General features: G+C 66.1%; 14 protein-coding genes. 6 read left to right on the top strand and 8 right to left on the bottom strand.

Features of this window, described 5'->3' with window-relative positions; all coding sequences use genetic code 11:
- Window positions 1-330 precede the first annotated feature (330 nt).
- A complete protein-coding gene (locus ACFW5B_RS07715; RefSeq protein WP_386434761.1) occupies window positions 331-1,092 on the top strand; it encodes a BTAD domain-containing putative transcriptional regulator in 762 nt (253 codons plus the stop codon).
- On the top strand, window positions 1,089-2,444 hold the full coding sequence (locus ACFW5B_RS07710; protein WP_386434758.1) for an Nramp family divalent metal transporter: 1,356 nt from the start codon (window positions 1,089-1,091) through the stop codon (window positions 2,442-2,444). The genes ACFW5B_RS07715 and ACFW5B_RS07710 overlap by 4 nt, the downstream gene beginning before the upstream one ends.
- 11 nt (window positions 2,445-2,455) lie before the next feature.
- Here the strand turns inward: ACFW5B_RS07710 and ACFW5B_RS07705 are convergent, their stop codons facing one another.
- Both ACFW5B_RS07705 and ACFW5B_RS07700 read right to left on the bottom strand, forming a co-directional pair.
- Window positions 2,456-4,243, bottom strand: a complete 1,788-nt coding sequence (locus ACFW5B_RS07705) for an ABC transporter ATP-binding protein (RefSeq protein ID WP_386434755.1) — start codon at window positions 4,241-4,243, stop codon at window positions 2,456-2,458.
- The gene (locus ACFW5B_RS07700) at window positions 4,240-5,976 is read right to left on the bottom strand and encodes an ABC transporter ATP-binding protein (protein WP_386434752.1); all 1,737 of its coding nucleotides are present in this window, start codon (window positions 5,974-5,976) and stop codon (window positions 4,240-4,242) included. The genes ACFW5B_RS07705 and ACFW5B_RS07700 overlap by 4 nt, the downstream gene beginning before the upstream one ends.
- Window positions 5,977-6,085: 109 nt before the next feature.
- On the opposite strand from ACFW5B_RS07700, the gene ACFW5B_RS07695 reads away from it, so the two are divergent.
- A complete protein-coding gene (locus tag ACFW5B_RS07695) occupies window positions 6,086-6,742 on the top strand; it encodes a TetR family transcriptional regulator (RefSeq protein WP_386434750.1) in 657 nt (218 codons plus the stop codon).
- 51 nt (window positions 6,743-6,793) lie between these two features.
- Here ACFW5B_RS07695 and ACFW5B_RS07690 read toward each other — a convergent pair whose 3' ends face one another.
- The 4 genes from ACFW5B_RS07690 to ACFW5B_RS07675 form a co-directional block, all read right to left on the bottom strand.
- The gene (locus ACFW5B_RS07690) at window positions 6,794-7,633 is read right to left on the bottom strand and encodes an alpha/beta fold hydrolase (protein WP_386434747.1); all 840 of its coding nucleotides are present in this window, start codon (window positions 7,631-7,633) and stop codon (window positions 6,794-6,796) included.
- A gap of 65 nt (window positions 7,634-7,698) precedes the next feature.
- Window positions 7,699-8,157 (bottom strand): nuclear transport factor 2 family protein, encoded by a 459-nt coding sequence (locus tag ACFW5B_RS07685; protein ID WP_386434744.1) that lies wholly within the window; start codon window positions 8,155-8,157, stop codon window positions 7,699-7,701.
- 155 nt (window positions 8,158-8,312) lie between these two features.
- Window positions 8,313-9,191, bottom strand: a complete 879-nt coding sequence (locus ACFW5B_RS07680) for a sensor histidine kinase (protein WP_386434741.1) — start codon at window positions 9,189-9,191, stop codon at window positions 8,313-8,315.
- 551 nt (window positions 9,192-9,742) lie between these two features.
- The gene (locus ACFW5B_RS07675; protein ID WP_386434738.1) at window positions 9,743-10,453 is read right to left on the bottom strand and encodes a response regulator transcription factor; all 711 of its coding nucleotides are present in this window, start codon (window positions 10,451-10,453) and stop codon (window positions 9,743-9,745) included.
- A 760-nt stretch (window positions 10,454-11,213) separates the two neighbouring features.
- Between ACFW5B_RS07675 and ACFW5B_RS07670 the strand changes: the two genes are divergently transcribed.
- Window positions 11,214-11,369 carry a hypothetical protein gene (locus tag ACFW5B_RS07670; RefSeq protein WP_386434735.1) on the top strand — a complete coding sequence of 52 codons (156 nt, stop codon included), beginning with the start codon at window positions 11,214-11,216 and terminating at the stop codon, window positions 11,367-11,369.
- A 451-nt stretch (window positions 11,370-11,820) separates the two neighbouring features.
- Window positions 11,821-12,690: a trypsin-like serine peptidase gene (locus ACFW5B_RS07665; protein WP_386434732.1), complete on the top strand. Its 870-nt coding sequence runs from the start codon at window positions 11,821-11,823 to the stop codon at window positions 12,688-12,690.
- A 138-nt stretch (window positions 12,691-12,828) separates the two neighbouring features.
- Here the strand turns inward: ACFW5B_RS07665 and ACFW5B_RS07660 are convergent, their stop codons facing one another.
- Entirely contained in the window at window positions 12,829-13,215 is a 387-nt protein-coding gene (locus tag ACFW5B_RS07660; RefSeq protein ID WP_386434729.1) for a hypothetical protein, read from the bottom strand.
- 81 nt (window positions 13,216-13,296) lie between these two features.
- Window positions 13,297-16,545, bottom strand: coding sequence for a hypothetical protein (locus tag ACFW5B_RS07655; RefSeq protein ID WP_386434726.1), 3,249 nt, complete (start codon window positions 16,543-16,545; stop codon window positions 13,297-13,299).
- A 479-nt stretch (window positions 16,546-17,024) separates the two neighbouring features.
- Here ACFW5B_RS07655 and ACFW5B_RS07650 point away from each other — a divergent pair.
- The coding region (locus tag ACFW5B_RS07650) for a trypsin-like serine protease (RefSeq protein ID WP_386434723.1) at window positions 17,025-18,386 on the top strand (1,362 nt) is incomplete at its 3' end.

The following is an 18,386-nucleotide window of genomic DNA, read 5'->3' as shown; positions in this document are numbered from 1 at the left end:
GCGCTTTCCGGATTTCAGCGGAAAGCCTTTTCGCCGATTCATCACCTGGCCATCAAGTCTGCCCACGAGGTGAACCGTCCGGATGCCATCAGGAGCGGCTGGCCGGGGTGGGATCGGCCGGCGCCCTCACCGCCGTGGACTCTCTTACGTAGATCTCACACTGCTCTGTCACGGGCGCCGCACGCAATTGACATCGGGACCATACGCTGCCAGCGGCCCTGTTCACCGGTCTCGTGAGCCCGGTGATACCTCAGCCCCGTCATGGAGGTTGGAGTGCTCCACGCGCATGTCCTCGGACCGCTGACTCTCTGTGCACAGAAGGGAGAGCGGTTGCTCTCCTCCAACAAACAAAAGCAGCTGATCTCCCTTTTGCTCTTCAATCTTCCGCACCCGACCTCCACCGCAATGATCATCGATGAGCTCTGGACGGATGGTCCGCCGAAGAGCGCCACCGGAACCCTGCAGACCTATGTCTGCCACCTCAGGAACTTCCTCGCGGACCTCATCGGAGTGCCTTCGTCCGTTATCGCGGCAGAATTCCTTGTCCACCGACCCCCGGGCTACTTTCTGGAGCCCTCTTGGATAGAGCTGGACGTGCAGCACTTACGTGAGGCCGAACGCCGGGCCTATGCGGGAGTTGACACGCAGGACTTCGGCGCGGTGGTTCAGCACTGCGAAAGCGCGCTGTCGCTCTGGAGCGGCCAGACGCTCATGAATGTGGAGGCCGGGCAGCATGTGCAGGCCGAGATCGACGGCCTGGAGCGGGCGCGGATGTCCCTGGTCGAAGTGAAGATCGAGGCGGAGATCTCGCTGGGAAGGAACCAGAAGGTTCTGGGAGAACTCTCCAAGCTGACCTCGCAATTCCCGCTGCATGAGGGAGTGCACTACAACTACATGCGGGCGCTGTCCAATTCCGGTTACCGGACACGGTCCCTGGAGATTTTCCAGACCATGCGCACGGCGATGGTGGAACAGCTCGGTATCGAACCCTCGCTCAAACTCCAGCACCTGCACCAGTCAATCCTCAATGGCCGCCCTGCGGACTTTCCGTCAGAGCTGATGGCCCCGGGCCCGCTCAGGAAGTCCGCATGAGCCGGGGCGCCCCGAAGGCCCAGCACGCCCGGTCCGGTCACCCGGTTCCGCCGCCCGTCGCAGGCAGGCCGGCTTCCCCGCAGGTTGGGGGAGGAGCCGCCCGACCGCGGCCCGCACCCCGCCCCCTCCGCCTCCGGCGGCTCACGATGTTCGGGCCGGCCTTCGTCGCCGCCATCGCCTACGTCGATCCGGGCAACTACGCCACGAACTTCGCAGCCGGCTCCGGCTATGGAGGATCTCTGCTCTGGGTGCTGATCGGCTCCAATGTGATCGCTGCCCTGGTGCAGATGCTCTCCGCAAAGCTGGGGCTGGCCACCGGCCGGAACCTGGCGGAACTGTGCCGGGACCGGTTCTCCCGTTCTGCCGCTGCCATGCTGTGGTTTCCGGCCGAGCTGGTGGCCATTGCCACGGACCTTGCCGAGGTGGTCGGCGGGGCGATCGCCATCCATCTGCTCTTCGGTCTCCCTTTGCTGGTGGGGGGCGTGGTCACGGCGGCACTGTCATTTCTGCTCCTCGGCCTCGAAGAGCGCGGCCACCGGAAATTCGAGGCAGGAATCGCGGTATTCCTGGGCCTCATCGTGGCCGCGTTCCTCTGGGGCGGCTCGATGGCGGACGCCTTCGCCGTCGATGTCACGCCCTCGCTTCCCGGGCAGCAGGCGCTACTGCTCACCGTGGGGATCGTCGGCGCCACCGTGATGCCACATGTGATCTATTTGCACTCCGATTTGACGCGTCGGCACATTCACCCTGAGGCGGAGCCCGGCACCGCGTCGCCTCACCGGCCCGCCGACCCTCGGCACAGCAGTCGGTTACTGTGGCAGATCAGGCTGGATGTACTGATCGCCCTGGGGGTGGCCGGCTTCGTCAACGCAGCGATGCTGATGATGGCGGCGCGGGTGTTTCACGGCCGGAGCACGCAGGTGGAGAGTCTGGAACGGGCCTACACCGGCCTCCAGGACTCTGTGGGCGGCAAGGCCGCGCTGGCCTTCGCGGTCGCTCTTCTGGCGTCCGGTCTGGCCGCTTCCTCGGTCGGCACCTATGCGGGACAAATAGTGATGGCCGGCTTTCTGCGCAGGTCCCTGCCGATCGCGTTACGGCGGCTGTGCACGATGGCGCCCGCCATTGCTCTGCTGGCACTGAACATCAGCCCAACCGATGCCCTGGTGTGGTCCCAGATCGCGTTGTCCTTCGGTATTCCCTTCGCCCTCATTCCTCTGGTGCGGTTTACCGGAGATCGCACGCTCATGGGCCCGTTCGTCAATGGAAAGGCCACCATGGCGGGGGCGACGGCGGCGGCAGCCGTCATCATCCTGCTCAACGTGGTGCTCCTCGTGCAGGCCGTCGCGGGCTGAGTGCCGACGTCTCAACCAGTGGTGTGCGCGCGGTACAGCTCCGCATAGGTCGAGTTCGTCGCCATCAGTTCCTCGTGCGGCCCCTGTCCCACGATCCGGCCGTTGTCCATCACCAGGATCGTGTCCGCGTTGCGGATGGTCGACAGCCGGTGGGCGATGACAAAGGTCGTTCGCCCGCGCCCCAGGCCGGCCATGGCGCGTTGGATGTGGGTTTCGGTGCGGGCGTCCACGGAGCTCGTGGCCTCGTCCAGAATCAGGACGGGCGGTTGCCGCAGAACGGCACGCGCGATGGTGATCAGCTGTTTCTCGCCCGCGCTCAATCCCCCGCCACCCTCGTCGAGAGCGGTCTCGTAGCCGTCCGGCAGGGTCCGGATGAAGTGGTCGGCTCGGGCCGCACGCGCCGCCTCGACGATCTGCTGCCGCGTGGCGCCGGGGTCGCCGTAGGCGATATTGCTCGCGATCGAGCCACCGAACAACCAGCTGTCCTGCAGCACCATGCCGATATGGGAGCGCAGTTCCGCCCGGGACATGGCGGTGAGGTCTATGCCGTCCAGCGTGATGCGGCCACGGTCCACTTCGTAGAAGGACATCAGCAGATTGACCAGGGTGGTCTTGCCCGCGCCCGTGGGGCCGACGAGCGCAACGGTCTGGCCGGGCTCGGCCCGCAGGGAGAGATCGCGGATCAGCGGTTTGTCCGCCGCATAGCTGAACGACACCTTCTCGAAGACCACGCGACCGGTCACGGTGCCGGGACGCTGTGGAGTCTCCGGGTCGGGGCGTTGCTCCTCGGCGTCGAGAAGACCGAAGACCCGCTCTGCGGACGCGATGCCGGACTGGACGACATTGGCGAGCGAAGCGGCGGCGGTGACGGGATTGTTGAACTGCAGGGTGTAGGTGATGAACGCCTGAATAGCGCCGACCGACATGGCACCGGCGGCGACCTGCACACCGCCGATCACCGCGACCAGCACGTAGGTGACGTAGCCGAGGAACGCCAGCGTGGGTTCCATCGCACCAGAGAGGAACTGGGCCCGGCGACTGGCCTGGTACACATCCTGGTTGTAGTGGGAAAAGGTACGCGCGGTCTCGCGGTGCAGCGCGAACAGCGTCACCTGCACATGCCCGGTGATCGACTCCTCGAGGTGACCGTTGAGCTGACCGGTGGCCGCCCACTGACGCTCGAACTGTGGCCCGGACCGCCGGCCGAGCCTGCGGGTGACTCCGGCGGTCAGCGGCAGCATGAGCACGGCCACCGCGGTCAGGAGCGGCGAAATGAACAGCATCATCACCAGCACACCGATCACGCTGAAGACCGAGGCCAGGATTTTGGTGAGGGACTGCTGCAGCATCATGGAGACGTTGTCGATGTCATTGGTGATACGCGACAGCACCTCTCCTCGGCTTCGGCCGTCGAGGAAACTCAGCGGCAGCCGGGTCATTTTGGCCGAGGCCAGCCGTCGCAGGTGATAGGCGGTGTGCTGGGCGACGGACTGCGCCAGCAGCCCTCGCCCCAGTGCACAGCCCGCCGAAACCAGGACCGTGACCAGGGCATGCAGCAAGACGCTGCCGACGGCCGGGAAGTCGACGCCACCGGAGCGCTCGGTGCCCTGCACCACCAGGTCGGTCGCCTTTCCCAGCAGCTTTGGGATGGCGAGGGACAACACGACACTGGCCATGCTCAGCAGCACACAGAAGACCAGCTGTCTGCGCCTGGTGCCCATCAACGCCAGCAGTCTCCGGCCGGAAGGGGCGAAGGAGGTGGGCTTGTCGTTCTCGGTATCGGTGTTCCGGCGGCTCATCCGACCGACCTGACCTCGGTTGACTGGGACAGCACGATCTCCCGGTACGCATCGTTCTCCGCCATCAGTGCGGCATGGGTACCGCTTCCGGTCACCCGGCCCTCGTCGAGCACAATGATCCGGTCCGCCGCACGGATCGTGGCGGCCTGCTGGGAGACGATCACCCGGGTCGCACCCGCGGTCTCCTGGTGCAGAGCGGTCCACAGGCGTTCCTGGGTCACGGCATCCAGTGCGGAGAAGGAATCGTCGAAGAGGTAGACGAGCGGTTTCCGTACCAGGACCTGGGCGATAGCAATCCTCTGCCGCTGGCCGCCGGAGAAGTTGATCCCGCCTTGCGAGACCGGTGCGTTCAGCCCTTCGCCGGCCGCCTCGACGAAATCGCGGGCCTGCGCCACCTCCAGGGCATGCCACAGCTGCTCGTCGGAAGCCGCGGGATCGCCGTGCCGCAGATTCGTGGCGAGGGTCCCGGAAAACAGATAGGGCTTCTGGACGACGAGTCCGATGGAGGCGGCCAGGGTGCCCTGGTCGAGGGTGCGAAGGTCGTGGCGGTCCAACCGCACGATGCCCCGCTCGGGGTCGTACAGCCGCGGCACCAGATTCAGCAGTGTCGACTTTCCACTGCCCGACGAGCCCACCACTGCCACGGTCTCACCTGGGCGGGCGTCCAGCGAGACGTCCCGCAGGACCGCTCGCTGTGCTCCCGGATAGCGGAAGACCGCGTTCTCGATGGTGAGGTGCCCGCTCAAGCGGACCGCGCCGGCGGCTTGCCGGGGAGCCACCGGACGGGGCGAGGTGGTGAGGACCTCCTGGACACGGCCGGCGCAGACGGCGGCACGAGGCATCAGCATGAAGGCGCCCACGGCCATGAGCACGGCTTGCAGGATCTGGGTGAGATAGTGCAGAAACGCGATCACCGTGCCCGGCAGAAGAGAGCCCTCCGCCACCCGGTGTCCACCGAACCACACCACCACGATTCCGGCGCACTCCATGATCAGGGTGAAGGCCGGCATCATCAGCGCCTGGGTTCGCCCCAGCCGAAGGGCTACCGACCGGGTGTCGCGGTTGGCGCGCTCGAAACGGCGCTGTTCGTAGGCGTCGCGGACGAACGCCCGGATCACACGGATTCCAGTGATCTGCTCCCGCACCAGCACATTGGTGCGGTCAATGCGTTCCTGCAAACCCGCCGACAAGGGCATCATCCGGCGCACGATCAGGCCCAGGCTGATCGCGAGCGCCGGAAGTACGAAAGCCAGCACCAGCGACAGCGGTGCGTCCAGACGCAGCGCCATCACCACGCTGCCCACCGCCATCATGGGCGCCACCACCATGAGGGTGAGCACGGTCAGCACCCATTGCTGGATCTGCTGTACATCGTTGGATGACCGCGTGATCAGGGATGCCGCACTGAAGTCGCGGATCTGCAGGGCCGAGAGGCGCTGGATGCGGGCATAGACCGCCTCGCGCAGATCGCGCCCCATCGCCATCGCCGTGTGGGCGCTGAAGTGGACCGCGGCTACGGCACAGGCGCCCTGGAGCACGGACACCGTGAGCATCAGCAGACCGGTGCGGAGGACCTGGGCGCTGTCTCCTCTCAGCACGCCGCTGTTGACGGCCTGGGAGTTGAGCATCGGCAGGGACAACGCCGCGGCCGTCTGGGCCAGCTGGAGGATCACCACGAGAGCCAGATATCTACGGTAGGGGCGTAAGTGGACACGTACGAGTCGGAACAGCACAGTCTCTCCGCATCGCCGATAAAGTGACACCGAGTGCAACTTTGCCATAGGGGGCTTGATGCTGTCAGTGCCAACATGTAACCGATCCGGGGCAGTTAAGGTGGCCGATGTGCATCCCGACGGAAGCCCCGCCCTGGACCGCGACCTGCCCCTGCGGGAGCGTAAGAAGCTGCGAATGCGACGTGCGCTGGCTGATACCGCGCTGCTGCTGTTCAGCGAAAACGGCTTTGAAGCGGTCACCCTTGACGAACTGGTGGACGCCGTCGAGATCGCCAAGCGGACATTCTTCCGCTACTACTCGTCCAAGGAGTCGGTCGCGATCGCCGCGGAGGCCGACCTCTGGCAGGCGACCGTCGATGAGTTCGAGGGCACCGACGTGCGTGGCCTTGTCCTGGATGCCCTGCGCGGCGCACTGATCGCCGCGATCAAGGGCATGGACGAGGACTGGGACTGCCGCTTCGTTGCCACGCGCCGGCTCGTCGCCACCACACCCGCGCTGCACAAACACAGCATGGTGCTCTCGGACTGGGCCCAGTCGCGTCTGGCGGCAAGGCTGGAGACCCGGTTCGGCAGGGACCGGGCCCCCGTACTGCGGCTGCTGTGCGAGATCGCGCTGGGCGCCTACTGGGTCGGAGCACTGACCTGGACGGCCCGCCAGGAACGAGGCGAGGGAACCGGCGGCTCGGAAGACCGGGAGGCGCTCGCCCGATGCGTCGAGGAAGCCTTCGACCTCATTCCGTCAGCTCTCCGGCTCAGCGCCGAATAGCCTCTGCCGCCGAGGTCGTCGCATCTCCGGCCCGGACGCGTCCAGGCCGTCTCACCCGCCGCTCGCCCCGTCCGTTGATGCGGCATCCGCACCCGCAGAGGTTGCCGGGTCCGCGCCCGAGAAGAGGAAGTCCCGTACCTGGGCCACGAACGCATCGGGCTTTTCCTGCGTCACCACGTGCCCGCTGTCGATTTCGGCATAGCTGCTGCCGGCGATCAGCTGGTGCAAACGCCGGGAACTCTCCACCGGTATGAGGTGGTCGTGGCGCAGCCCCACGACGAGAGTGGGTGCCGAGATTCCGGAGAGGCGGTCTCGCAGGTCTGCCCGCAGACAGAGCCCGATCCTGTGGTCGATGCCGTCAGGGGCGGCACGGGAGATCAATGCGCTGAGTTCATCGGTGCCCAGGGCGGACAGATACGGCGGACTGAACGCGACCGACAGCGCGAACCGCACCCCCAGTTCAGGGTCGGCCTGCGCCAGCCGGCGCCAGGTCTCGCATACGAGCTGATGCCGGGAGTCTGTGCCGTCGGCCCAGCCGGCCACCAGCACCAGTCGGCGCACCAGCCCCGGATGGCGGGCGGCGACGGCAGCGGCGACGACGGCGCCCAGCGACACTCCCACCAGATCCACCGGCTGGGCCGCCGCGCTGCCGGTGACCGCCGCCACTTGCTCGACCAAAAGATCCAGCGACAACTCGCCCTCGGGCACCGTGGAGGCACCGCATCCGGCGTAGTCCGGCACGATGACGGTGCGCCGGTCGCTGAAGCGAGGGGACAGCAGGCCGAAGGCGGACGCGCCATCTGCATGGGTGCCGTGCAAGAGGACCAGACCCCTGCCGGAACCTTCCTTCGTGTAGGACACCGTGGTGCCGTTCACCTCGAGGTGACGCATGCCGGGCTCCCATGTCATCGATTCGGACGGCCTTTTGCTGATCGCGGACAGGGCGGCCGGGTGACTCAGGTCAAGGTTGCCGGCCCGCTCTTGGGCGTCCGGTCGTAGTCATGTCCAACCGTGCGGGAACGGGTTTTGAGCCGGCCCGCTTCATGGACAAGAACGTCATGGACCGTGCAGCTGGGGGCGACCTCGGGGACCCGGTCCGTGCCACTGGTGAGAACCAGCGCATACACCGTGGATTCGAGGGTGTCGTCGTCGTTTTCGGTGAGGGCCAGCATGTTGAACCAGTGGCGTCGCTGGACGGGATTCCCCTCGAACTTCTTGTGGAAGTCGACCAGCTCCTTCACGATGCCTCCCGGAGTGCGGGCCGGCGGCCTGCCGGGGGTATGTGTGAACTCCCCATCGCTGGTAAAGGTGTGCGCATACCCCTCGAAGTCCCCCTCATCCAGCATCCGCATCTGGATGGCGTAGAACTGCTGGACAGCGACGTACAGGTCAGTGAAACTCCGTGCGGAACTCATCAGGGAAACCTTCCCGTTGCTGGACTTCATCCCCGGCGCCCTGCCTGGTGGACGCCGCTACCGCGCCCGCCAGGGAGCCGACGCATTGAGCATGACCGTGCACGCTCGAACGGCTCTTGAACGCCGGTTTGCGCGAGGGCCGATGCCGGGACGGATCATCTGCATCCGCCACAGTCGTATTCCAGGGCCGATCCGGCGGCGTCACGGATGCCTGGGGAAGCGGTGCCGTTCTCCCCTGTGAGTGGCTGGGGCGCTGTGCCTGGTCGTTTCGCGCGCGCCTCGGCCGGGGCAGCGGACAGATAGAGCACCACATCCAGGCCCGCTCCCTCGTGAGAGCACAGTTCCAGTCTGCCGCCCGAAGCGGTCATCAGTCCGGATGCGATGGAAAGTCCCAGACCGCCGCCCTTTCCCGGCGACCGCTGCCATCCCCGCATGAGGGCCAACTGCCGCTCGGTTTCCGACAGTCCGGATCCCTCGTCCTTGACATGGATCTGCACCACCGCATCGTCTGCCCTCAGATTCGTCCGAATGGTGCTGCCTGTCGGACTGTGTTTGAGAGCGTTGTCCACCACGATGTCCAGAACTTGTTCCACGGCGCCCGGCTGCGCCAACGCCCACACCTGTGCCGGGCCATCCAGTTGCAGCCCGACTGAGCATCCCAGAGCGACGATGGACCAACCGTTCAGCGCACTCTCGATTTCGCCGCGCACCTCCACGGTCTGCAGCTCCTGACCGGCGGGCAGCGGCTGAGCACGAGCCAGCATGACTTCCAGGGTCCGGTCCATCCGGTCGAGATCTCTGAGCGCCTGTTGGTATGTTTCCGTTGCGGCGGACGGCAGAAAGGCACCGAGCCTTTCCAGGCGCAGCCGGAGAGCGGTCATCGGGTTCCGCAATTGGTGGGCCATATCGCTCTGTCCGGAGCGTCGGAGTTCGCCCGCGGATCGTGCGGCAGGGGCGAGCAGATCGCGGTGCCCGGGACTTCGTCGCTCGACACCGCCCAGCGCATCGGATTGCTCCGGAAGCGCCTTCGTCACAAGGGCATTGTGGTTGCTTTTGCTCCTTCCGGTCCATGGCGAACGTGTGCGACGCGTGACGAGCAGCAGCCCGGCACCGCTCAGTGCGATCAGCAAGAAGGTGCCGGCCAGTACGCGCCGGTCCACCGTCGTGGGGCCGGGCAGATCTACTGGTGGGCAGTGCTCTGCACCGGTGCCCGGGGAGGCTGTTGCCTGCGGCGCCGGAGAGGCGGATCGTTGTCTGACGGTCTCCGGTAATCGGCGGCGATCAGTGGCCGAAAAGGTGATGGGACCGTCCAGTGCTATCCAGGGGGCGCCGATGCCCCGTGGACGGATGCCACCCGGCTTGCCCTGGACTGTGTGACCCTGGTCGATGGGCCGGGAGGCAGGGACAGCACGCCGCGGGTCGACGGCTGGCGATCTTGTGCTACCGACAGCGGTCAAATGCTGGCCGCCCCGGCCCCGGGCCGGGCTGTGAGCGGTAATGCCATGGAGGAAGAGGGCAGGGGCCATCTGCAGCCCCACAGTGAGAATGGCAATGAGCGCCAGTGATAGACGGAACATAAATCTCTTCAATTTCGCGTCACAAAACGAAGACCGACTCCGCGCACTGTCTCAATCCAGCCGGGTTCCCCCAGCTTTCGGCGCAGCGCGGCCACATGGGAGTCGACTGTGCGGGACCTGCCGATCCACCGTTGCATCCATACGTGCTCCACTAGGTATTCCCGGGTGAAGACCCGCCCGGGGGCGCTGGCGAGGAGCGCCAGCAGTTCGAACTCCTTACGGGTGAGGGATATGTTGGAGTCGCGAAGGGAGACCTGCCGCCTTTCTTGGTCGATCTTGAGCGGTCCGCGGCATAAGATCTGCTCCCCGGCCGAGGCTTTGGAATCAGCAGATGGTGCATCAACGGACGGCGCAAGGGAGCGGCTGGTGGTTCCACGTCGCAGGACCGCAGCCATTCGAGCGAGTAATTCATGGAGTGCGTAGGGTTTGGCCACGTAGTCGTCGGCGCCGAGCCATAACCCGAGCGCCTGATCGAAGGTGTCCGAACGTGCACTGACAACGATAATGGGGACATTGCTCACACTGCGCAGATGGCGGCAGACCTCAAAACCGTCAACGTCCGGAAGATTCAGGTCGAGCAGCACGATATCCGCCGTGACCTGCCGACGTGTCGCATCGATTCCGGCGGCCATGTGCTCCACCGTCCAGCCGTGTTGCTGTAGCCCCTCCATCAGGGCCTGCGCCACCCCCTCATCGTCCTCAACAAGCAATGCCTTCATGTGTAACACCTCCGAATAGCCGGAACTTCCGAGCGTGCGCAACATCGTGATGGAGATCAGAAATGTGTGAGACCTGTACCCTTCGCGTCAAGTTGCCACTCGTTCGATGACCGGATCTTGATGGTGACGAGCGAGCATGCTGGGCTGCGCATGGAACGCGGCCGAAATGTATTGCTTGTCTGCTATATCCCTCATCTTGGCTAATATCTCCCTGGTTCAGGCTTCCCCTGTATTGCTCTGCTGTGTAAACATTTCTCCCTTGATGGTTCGCTTTGGCCGTAACGGGGGGGGTGCGGTCCGGTGGCCGAAATGAACTCGGCCATGGGTAACGGCGGTGACGTGCAGGGGGGGATGGAATGACCGAAGAGGTATATGGGGGGCATTTCTCTCTGAGGGCCGGAGCTTCTGTGGTCAACGAGGGTCATGGCCCTGCTCCGGATCGTATGAGCCTTTATGAGGGCCTGATCAAGGTGGCACGATCGGGCTGCTCGGGTAGGGGGAGGATCATGGATACCAAAAGGCAGCGGTTCTGCACTCGGTGCGGCACCCGGCTCAGCCGGTTCAGCGCCGATAGCCGATGTGCTCCTTGTCGGCGAGGGGTGGCCAAGTGGGTTGAGCCTGCCTTCTGGGAAGACAAAGTACGGCGAAGAGGCCGCCACCTGGCTGCTCTTCGCCCATAAGCTGCAGTATCTGCAGCAGGCCCCCCGCTGTCCCCCACAGCGGCGGCGGGCGAGCATTTTGCGTACCGGAAGCCGCTGTTGTGGCCTCGCCTCATTACGAGCGTGTGCTCGTCCTTCTCGCGATGGCGCTCATGGAGTCCTTCGGTATCACGGCCTGGCTTTCCGTCGACGCCGGCGATGAGCAGCGCGAAGGCTTCGCGCTGGAACCCGGACATAAGGCCATCATTGCCACCTGAGTCCGTGTCGATGATGGCGTAAAGATGGCCGATACCAGCAGGCCCGGCGTGCTGCGAGGTTGCGCCGAAGTGCCAGGCAGTGCCCGCCGGCACTCCGTCACCGCGGGAAGTCGGCCATGGCAGCGATTGGTCGCGACGGCCGACTATCTCCGGCTCGACCCTCGCTGGTTGGCCCGGCGTTGTCGGCAACTCGCGCCCGGACCGTCCGGAAAACCCATACGACCAGCACTGCCGCATGCGCGAGCACGCGGCCGGGGCGCGCAAAACCCCGATCCCAGGCGACCAACGCGGTCACCGACTTCGCAAGGCGAGCCGCGGCGGCAGGCCACCGGCCTCCCTTCGCACCCCGCCGGGCCGACGGGCCGGGTGCAAAGACAGGCGCTTCCTCGAATCCGCACCACTCGTCTGCCGGGCCGCCGCCGTGCGGCCCGTCCCGCACGAGGAGTTACGCGTGAGACGAACCGCTCGCGGCATACCGGCAGTTCACTGCATACCGGCGCCGCGCCCCGCAGGTAGATCCCTGGACCTCGCCACACCCACGAAGCGGTCCGCCCCCGCCGCGGTCCCGCGCAGCGCCCCGCGCACGGTGTCCCCCACCCTCCCCCGACTCCCCGAAACGGCCCAGACGTTGCCCGGGGCCCTCCCCCTGGCCGGCGGACCGTGGACCGGCGGCGGCACGGTCGTCAAAACGACCGGCCGGGTGTTCTTCACTTACCAGGGCCGCAACGCCTCCTGCTCCGGCGACGCGGTCACCAGCGGCAACAAGAGCACCGTGATCACGGCCGGGCACTGTGTGAAGCTCCAGGGTGCCTGGCACACCAACTGGACCTTCGTCCCCGGCTACCACGACGGCCAGGCCCCGTACGGCAAGTGGCCGGCGGCCAAGACGCTCTCCACTCCCCAGGGGACGGCGAGCGAGGACATCAACTACGACGTGGGGGCCGCGGTGGTCGCCCCGCTCGACGGCAAGAAGCTCACCGACGTCGTCGGCGGCCAGGGCCTGTCCTTCAACGCCGGCTACAGCAAGGCGATGTACGCCTTCGGCTTCCCCGCGGCCGCCCCGTACGACGGCAGCAAGCTCATCTACTGCAGCGGCACCACCTTCAAGGACCCGCTGTTCTCCAAGGACCACGGCCTGTCCTGCAACATGACCGGCGGCTCCGGCGGCGGCCCCTGGTTCACCTCGTTCGACGAGAAGACCGGCACCGGCCTCCAGTCCTCGGTCAACAGCTTCGGCTACCAGTTCCTGCCCAACACCATGTTCGGCCCCTACTTCGGCGACGACGCCAAGAACCTCTACAACGAGGCCCAGTCCTCGTGAGTCATCCGGGCTGACGGTGGTTCGGGGGCCGTACGGGGAGGTGCGTGCGGCCTCTCAGCCGTGCGGGCGACGTGGCCATGCACCGATCACCCGCCCGCTCCTGGGCCACATCCGGAATTCGGACTTCCGATTCGGCCGCTACGACAGGATTATCCCCAGGAGGGATCCGATGATGACGGAGGAAATCGCGGAAACTTGATAACGTGCGGGGACATCGTACTTCTCTCTTTTGACTCCCGCATTGATCTCCGTGGCGTACTTGTGCATGAGTTTCCTGGCGGGAAAGAGGCCGATCGTGAGCCCCACCCATGCGAAGGAATACAGAACCAGCATGTGCTGCACGGGCCAGTGCTGGTATTGGATTCGGCCGACCAGGATCATACCGATGCAGCATGCTGCGGATACGAGAGGAAAGACCGTCCTGCCCTTTCGCCCTGGAACCCATTTAGTCATGGAGAAGCAGAAGAGGGATGTGGCAGCGGCGGCCAGGATTAACAGGTAGACGAGGGGGAGCGAAGCAAGCATGAAGTGCCCCTTTCGGCATGCCCAAAGGCTGGCGGTCACGTGTGCCGCCAGCCCTTGGAGCGGATCCTAACAAGGTTCTGGTTACAGCCCCAGCAATCCGGTGATCGGCGATACAAGGTCGTGACCGAACTGCGTGATCTTCGTTGCGACGTTGCCGGCACCCAGGGCTCCGATCCACTTGGACTGGCCGAAGGTGATCAAGCCCAGGGCTGCGCTTCCCGCGGACTGCCAGAATTGCTGGCTCGCGAATCCGTGCTCGATGCCCGTGAACACCGCGCTGAGCCCTCCGAGTGCTAAGGAGGCAATGGCGAATCCGCCGGCGAGAGCTTCGAGAACGGGTGCAGCCGGCGGGAATATCAGGCCGGCGATGCCGAGTCCGGCGGATATGAACCCGGTGGCGATGCTGAGCTTGTTGGTGGTGTCCGCCCACCACCCCGCGTCCTTCCACCACGGCGTGTCGCCGCCGTTGACGCTGTCGTTATCGGACGAGTCGACAGGGTTGTTGTCGCTCTCCCTGGCTTTCCGCGCTTCCTCGGCTGCCTTTTTGGCGGCCGCCGCGCGTTCGGCCTTCCGCTTGGCCACGGCGATCCGGTGAGCCTGGCTGGCCGCCGCTGCCGCGGTCTTGGCGTCCTTGCCCGCCTGAACCGCCGAGGCGCGGGCTTGGGTGGCGGAGACCTGCGCACTATTGGCGGAAGCCACAGCTCGGTGCGCAGCGCTCAGAGCGCGATTGGCGGAGAAGTTCGCCGACCGCGCGGCCGAACGGGCCGTGGCGGCTGCCTTCTTCGCTTCGTTCGCGGAGGCCTGCGCAGCCGCGGCCGACTTGTCCGCAGCATCCGCATTCGCCTTCGCCTCCTTCGCGAATGACAGCGCACGTTCAGCCGACGCCTCAGCCTTGTCCGCCCAATCCGCCGCCTCCGTTGCTGCGCTGCGCGCCTTGGCCGCCGCTTGCTGGGCACGGGCCGCGTCCTCCTGCGCCTTGTGCGCGATTTTGGCAGCGGCGGCGATCGAGCCCTGGATGGCGGCGATGTGAGTGGCGGAGTCGTGGTCCAGCTGGGCGGTCTTGTGCTGCACTGTGGCGACAAAGTTGCGGCGCATCCACGCCGGCCCCTCCATCGCTGCCTGTGCGTGGGCCTTTGTGTAGGGACCCGCCTTGGCGAGGATGGTGGCGGTGGTCACCGCGTCGTCCTCCTTCAGCGCCTCCTGGTAAGTGGTGTCGAAGAATGCGTGCAACGCGGTTGCGGTACCCGCGTTGACTGCTTCATTCGCGGCCTTTTTGACTGCGGAGCCGGGACTGTTGGCGAGGATGCGGAAGATCTGAACGCGATTGTCCATCGCGGCCGCCTCGATCGCACCTGTCTCCAGGAACGTGGTGGCGGCGTTCGGTGCGTCGCTCTCCAGCGCCTTCTGAGCCGCCTCGGCGATGGCCTGGCTGGAGGTCTGGGCGAGGTAGAGGACGGTCTCTTGGTCGTCCTGCTGCTGCGCGAGAGCCCGATCGGCGTCAATCCACGCGTGGATGTCGGCTTCTGCCCCCGACAGGGCGAAGCGGGCCGCCTCTTTGGTCCAGGTGCCGTGTGAGTCGAGGAAGGCAGTGGCGGCCTGGCGCCCTGTGGTGGTGGCCAGTTCGAGGTCGTTCGCCTTCAGTGCTGCCTCGGCGCGGGCGATGAGCTCTTTCGTGGCCTTGTCGGTCTGCTCCTTCTGCGTACGCTTATCGGCGAGCTCGGACAGCTCCTGCTCTTCGGCCTGCGCGAGCTGCCGAGCCTCTTGCAGGGCCTGCTTCATGTCCTCGTCCAGACGCTGCCATTCGGCCTCCCGCGCTTTCTTCTCCACTTCGACAGCCTTTGTGACCGCCTTCGTGGCGTTGTTGGCCGCTTCGGTGGCTGCATTGGCGAACTCGGTCGATTTCTTGGCGTATTCGAGGGCCTGCCCCGCATACTTGGCCGCCCACTCGGCAGCGTCTGCGGCCTTCTCGGCATGGTCGGCTGCGGAGTTCGCGGTATCACGTGCGGTTCGCGCCGCCCCGGCGGACGCGTTGGCAAGCGCCTGGGCGGTCCCGGCCGCGTTGGTGGCGATGGTGGCGTTGGCATTGGCGATGGACGCCTGTCGCTTGGCTTCAGCCGCCTGGGCCTGGGCCTTGCCCGCCGCGACGGCTGCCGCGGCTGCGCTGCCGGCTGCGGAAGCCGCATTACGGGCGGCGGAGGCGGCGGCGGATCCGGCGGAGGCGGCCTGCGCGGAGGCGGTGGCGGCGTGGTCGGCGGCCTTCGCGGCGCTTCGGGCCTTGGCGGCAGCGTTGCGTGCAACGATCGCCGCGTTCTTTGCGGCGCTCGCCTGCGAGGCGTCCTTGGAGGCGGCGATCGCGGAGTTGTAGGCGCGGGCGGCGGCGTTCCCCGCACTGGCGGCGGCCTGGCTCGCCGCTGTCGCTGCCCAGGCGGCGCGGCGGGAGGCGGCAACTGCGGCGTGAGAGGCGCGGATGGCTGTTCGGGCGGCGTCCGCCGCACCCTTGGCAGCACTCGCCGCCTTGCGGGCTGCCTTGCCGGACTTGGCCACATCGTCCTTCGCGGCCTCGGCTTCAGCAGCCGCCTTCTGTGCGGCTTCCTTCGCCTTCTCGGCTGCCGTTACGGCGCGGGCGGAGGCCTCCTCGGCGAGCTTCGTCTTCGCGTCGGCCCGTTTGCCTTCGCGTTCGACGACCGCGACGAGTTCCTCGATCGTGGCCGACTCCTGGTCACGGGCCCTGGCGATGTGCTGGCCGGTGTCGAGGAACCACTCGATTTCCTGGGCGCTGCCGGAGAGGGCACGGGAGGCGTACCTCTGCACCTCAGGCCCCGCCTCTGTGAGCATCTTCGACACCTCCACCCGCATGTCTTCCAGGCGGGCGGTGTACTGGCCTCCGGTGAGGAAGCTTGCCAGAGCCGACTGGGTGTCGGTATCGAGGACGGAGCCTGCCTCCCGTCGCACGGCCTTGTCGCCGGTCGCCATCACTGTCGTGGTGGCGACTCGGAGATCTTCCATGGTGGCCGGCTCGTAGCCGCCCTTGAGGAACGCGGCGATAGACGCATCGCCGCCGTCGATCGCCTTGACGGCCTCGCGGCGGGTGCCCTTTCCGGCCCCTGCGAGGGCGGTCATGATGGCGACTCGGTTGTCCTCCACCGTTGCCATGGGCAATTCATGATCAAGAAATGTTTTGATTTCGGCATCGGAGCCGACGAGGGCGGCTTCCGCGGCTGCTCGGGTGGCTTTCCCCCCGGTCAGCCACGCCTTGACGGCCTTGGCCCGGTCGGTGTCGGGCAGGGTGAGCGGATCTTCGTCGGTGCCACCCTCCGCGGCATCTGCCACAGCCGCCAGAGGGTTGAGGACGAGGCTCGATGTGGCAGCTGCGGCAGTAGTAGCCGCTGCTGCGGCAAGTAAGCGCCGTCTGCTCCAGTAACTGGTGTCCAAAGCGGTCCTATCGGATGGCGCGCCCGGCGGCAGGCACACAGACGACGGCGTGCCGACGAACACGTTCGTGTGGGTTTCCCGCCCATGTCTCGGTAGCGATAGGTGAGTTGACCAGCAACACGAGAGGGCGCTTGCGTGACCATATATACGTGAAGCACTCGCCGGATACCTGTGTACATCCTGTGAAGATGTGAGAAGGAACACAAAGACCATACGGGTGGTAATGAGCGGATTTGCCCGGACTTATCGAGTGGTGGGGGACACGAACGCGTGTTTCGATTTCCGGCACCTCCGCGCCCGTACCGCCACCGCACTTGGCGAAGATCGCCCCGAATAGGGGAGCGCGGATCAACTCACCTTTCACGCAAGGGACTTGAATGAATCTCGCACGGCGGACCCTCGTCATGGGTGCGGCAGCGGCGGCCTGCGCGACCACGGTCATCGCCCCCACCTCGCACGGATCCTTACCCCAACTGCCGATGGAGACGGTTGCGGACGCCCAGCCGGGCCATGCGATCGAAGACTTCGTCCACCCGGACGCAGACAAGATCAAAGAAGAAAAGGGGATCACTCTCAAGCGCGGTGACGGCCGCATCATCCTCGCCGAATGCGGCAGCTCAGCAGGGCTGATGGAGGTGTGGTCGCGAAAGAACGACAAGGTCTGCTTCCGCATCACAGGTACTTCCGGGTACCTCACCATGGAGATCCCGGCCGTGTTCGCGGTCAAGGGAAGCGCCGATCACGCTGCCGACATCACTCTCACCACGCCGGACAGCAAGAAGGTGGAAGTTGAGGTCGGCAAGGACACCTGGACTCCGGTCGGAGAATCCACCGACCCGCAGGCCCGCGAACACCTTCTGGTCGAGATCGGCGTAGGTCAGGACAGGCCAACGCCTCCGAAGTTGTCGGGAGATGCCGATCATCCGTGGTTGGCCCGCGTCACAGTGAACAAGCCGGGCTATGAGGGTGGTCGAAGCTGCAGCGGTGCACTCATTGATCGGACATGGGTGCTGACTGCTGCAAGCTGCCTCACGGAGAACCCGTCCCGCCCGCTGCGGGCCGCGGCTGCGCCAACGCTCGACGCCACCGCCACCTTCGCCGGGCAACCCCCGGTAAAGATCAATTATTTGATCCCGCGGAGCGACCGGGACGTGCTGCTCGCCCGGCTGGCCACCCCGGTCACCGGCATCAACCCCGCCACGCTCGCGGGAAGCGTCTCCGCTGAGGGAACCGCGCTGCTGGCTGCGGGGTTCGGCCGCACCGCCACTGAGTGGGTGCCCAGCAGTCCGCACCACAGCACCGTGACCCGGAAGGGCGACGCCGCCACCACCCTGGAGCTGACAGGCGGTCGGATCTGCAAGGGCGATGCCGGAGGCCCCGTTCTCGACGACAACGGACGCATCACGGCGGTTCAAAGTCGCGCGGACCATCCCGGCTGTTTTGGTCAGTCCGGACAGAGCGCCGATGCGATCGCGGCCCGCACTGACAACATCTCCGGGTGGCTCAAAAGCAGCACCTTCAGCGGCAAGGCAGCGTTCGGCTTGGATGAGGGCGCTGGTGCGCGGCGGTTGTCGGGTGGTGTGGCTGAGGAGTTCGTGGCGCAGTTGGGCGGCGGGGCCGAACTGGGTGTTGCCGGCCGGACGGGTACCGCCCTGCGTCTGAACGGGACGTCGTCGTATGCGGCTACGGCCGGACCGGTGGTGGACACCACGAAATCGTTCTCGGTATCGGCCTGGGTC

The sequence above is a fragment of the Streptomyces sp. NPDC058773 genome, assembly GCF_042746015.1.
Taxonomy (GTDB): Bacteria; Actinomycetota; Actinomycetes; order Streptomycetales; family Streptomycetaceae; genus Streptomyces.
The sequence above is the reverse complement of the archived record's forward strand: the minus strand, read 5'-3'. Positions and strand labels throughout refer to the sequence as shown.

Bases quoted from the DNA above. Each gene is read 5' to 3' on its own strand.
- ACFW5B_RS07710 (WP_386434758.1), top strand. From the start codon at position 1,089: ATGAGCCGGGGCGCCCCGAAGGCCCAGCACGCCCGGTCCGGTCACCCG.
- ACFW5B_RS07705 (WP_386434755.1), bottom strand. From the start codon at position 4,243: ATGAGCCGCCGGAACACCGATACCGAGAACGACAAGCCCACCTCCTTC.
- ACFW5B_RS07690 (WP_386434747.1), bottom strand. From the start codon at position 7,633: ATGCGTCACCTCGAGGTGAACGGCACCACGGTGTCCTACACGAAGGAA.
- ACFW5B_RS07685 (WP_386434744.1), bottom strand. From the start codon at position 8,157: ATGAGTTCCGCACGGAGTTTCACTGACCTGTACGTCGCTGTCCAGCAG.
- ACFW5B_RS07675 (WP_386434738.1), bottom strand. From the start codon at position 10,453: ATGAAGGCATTGCTTGTTGAGGACGATGAGGGGGTGGCGCAGGCCCTG.
- ACFW5B_RS07660 (WP_386434729.1), bottom strand. From the start codon at position 13,215: ATGCTTGCTTCGCTCCCCCTCGTCTACCTGTTAATCCTGGCCGCCGCT.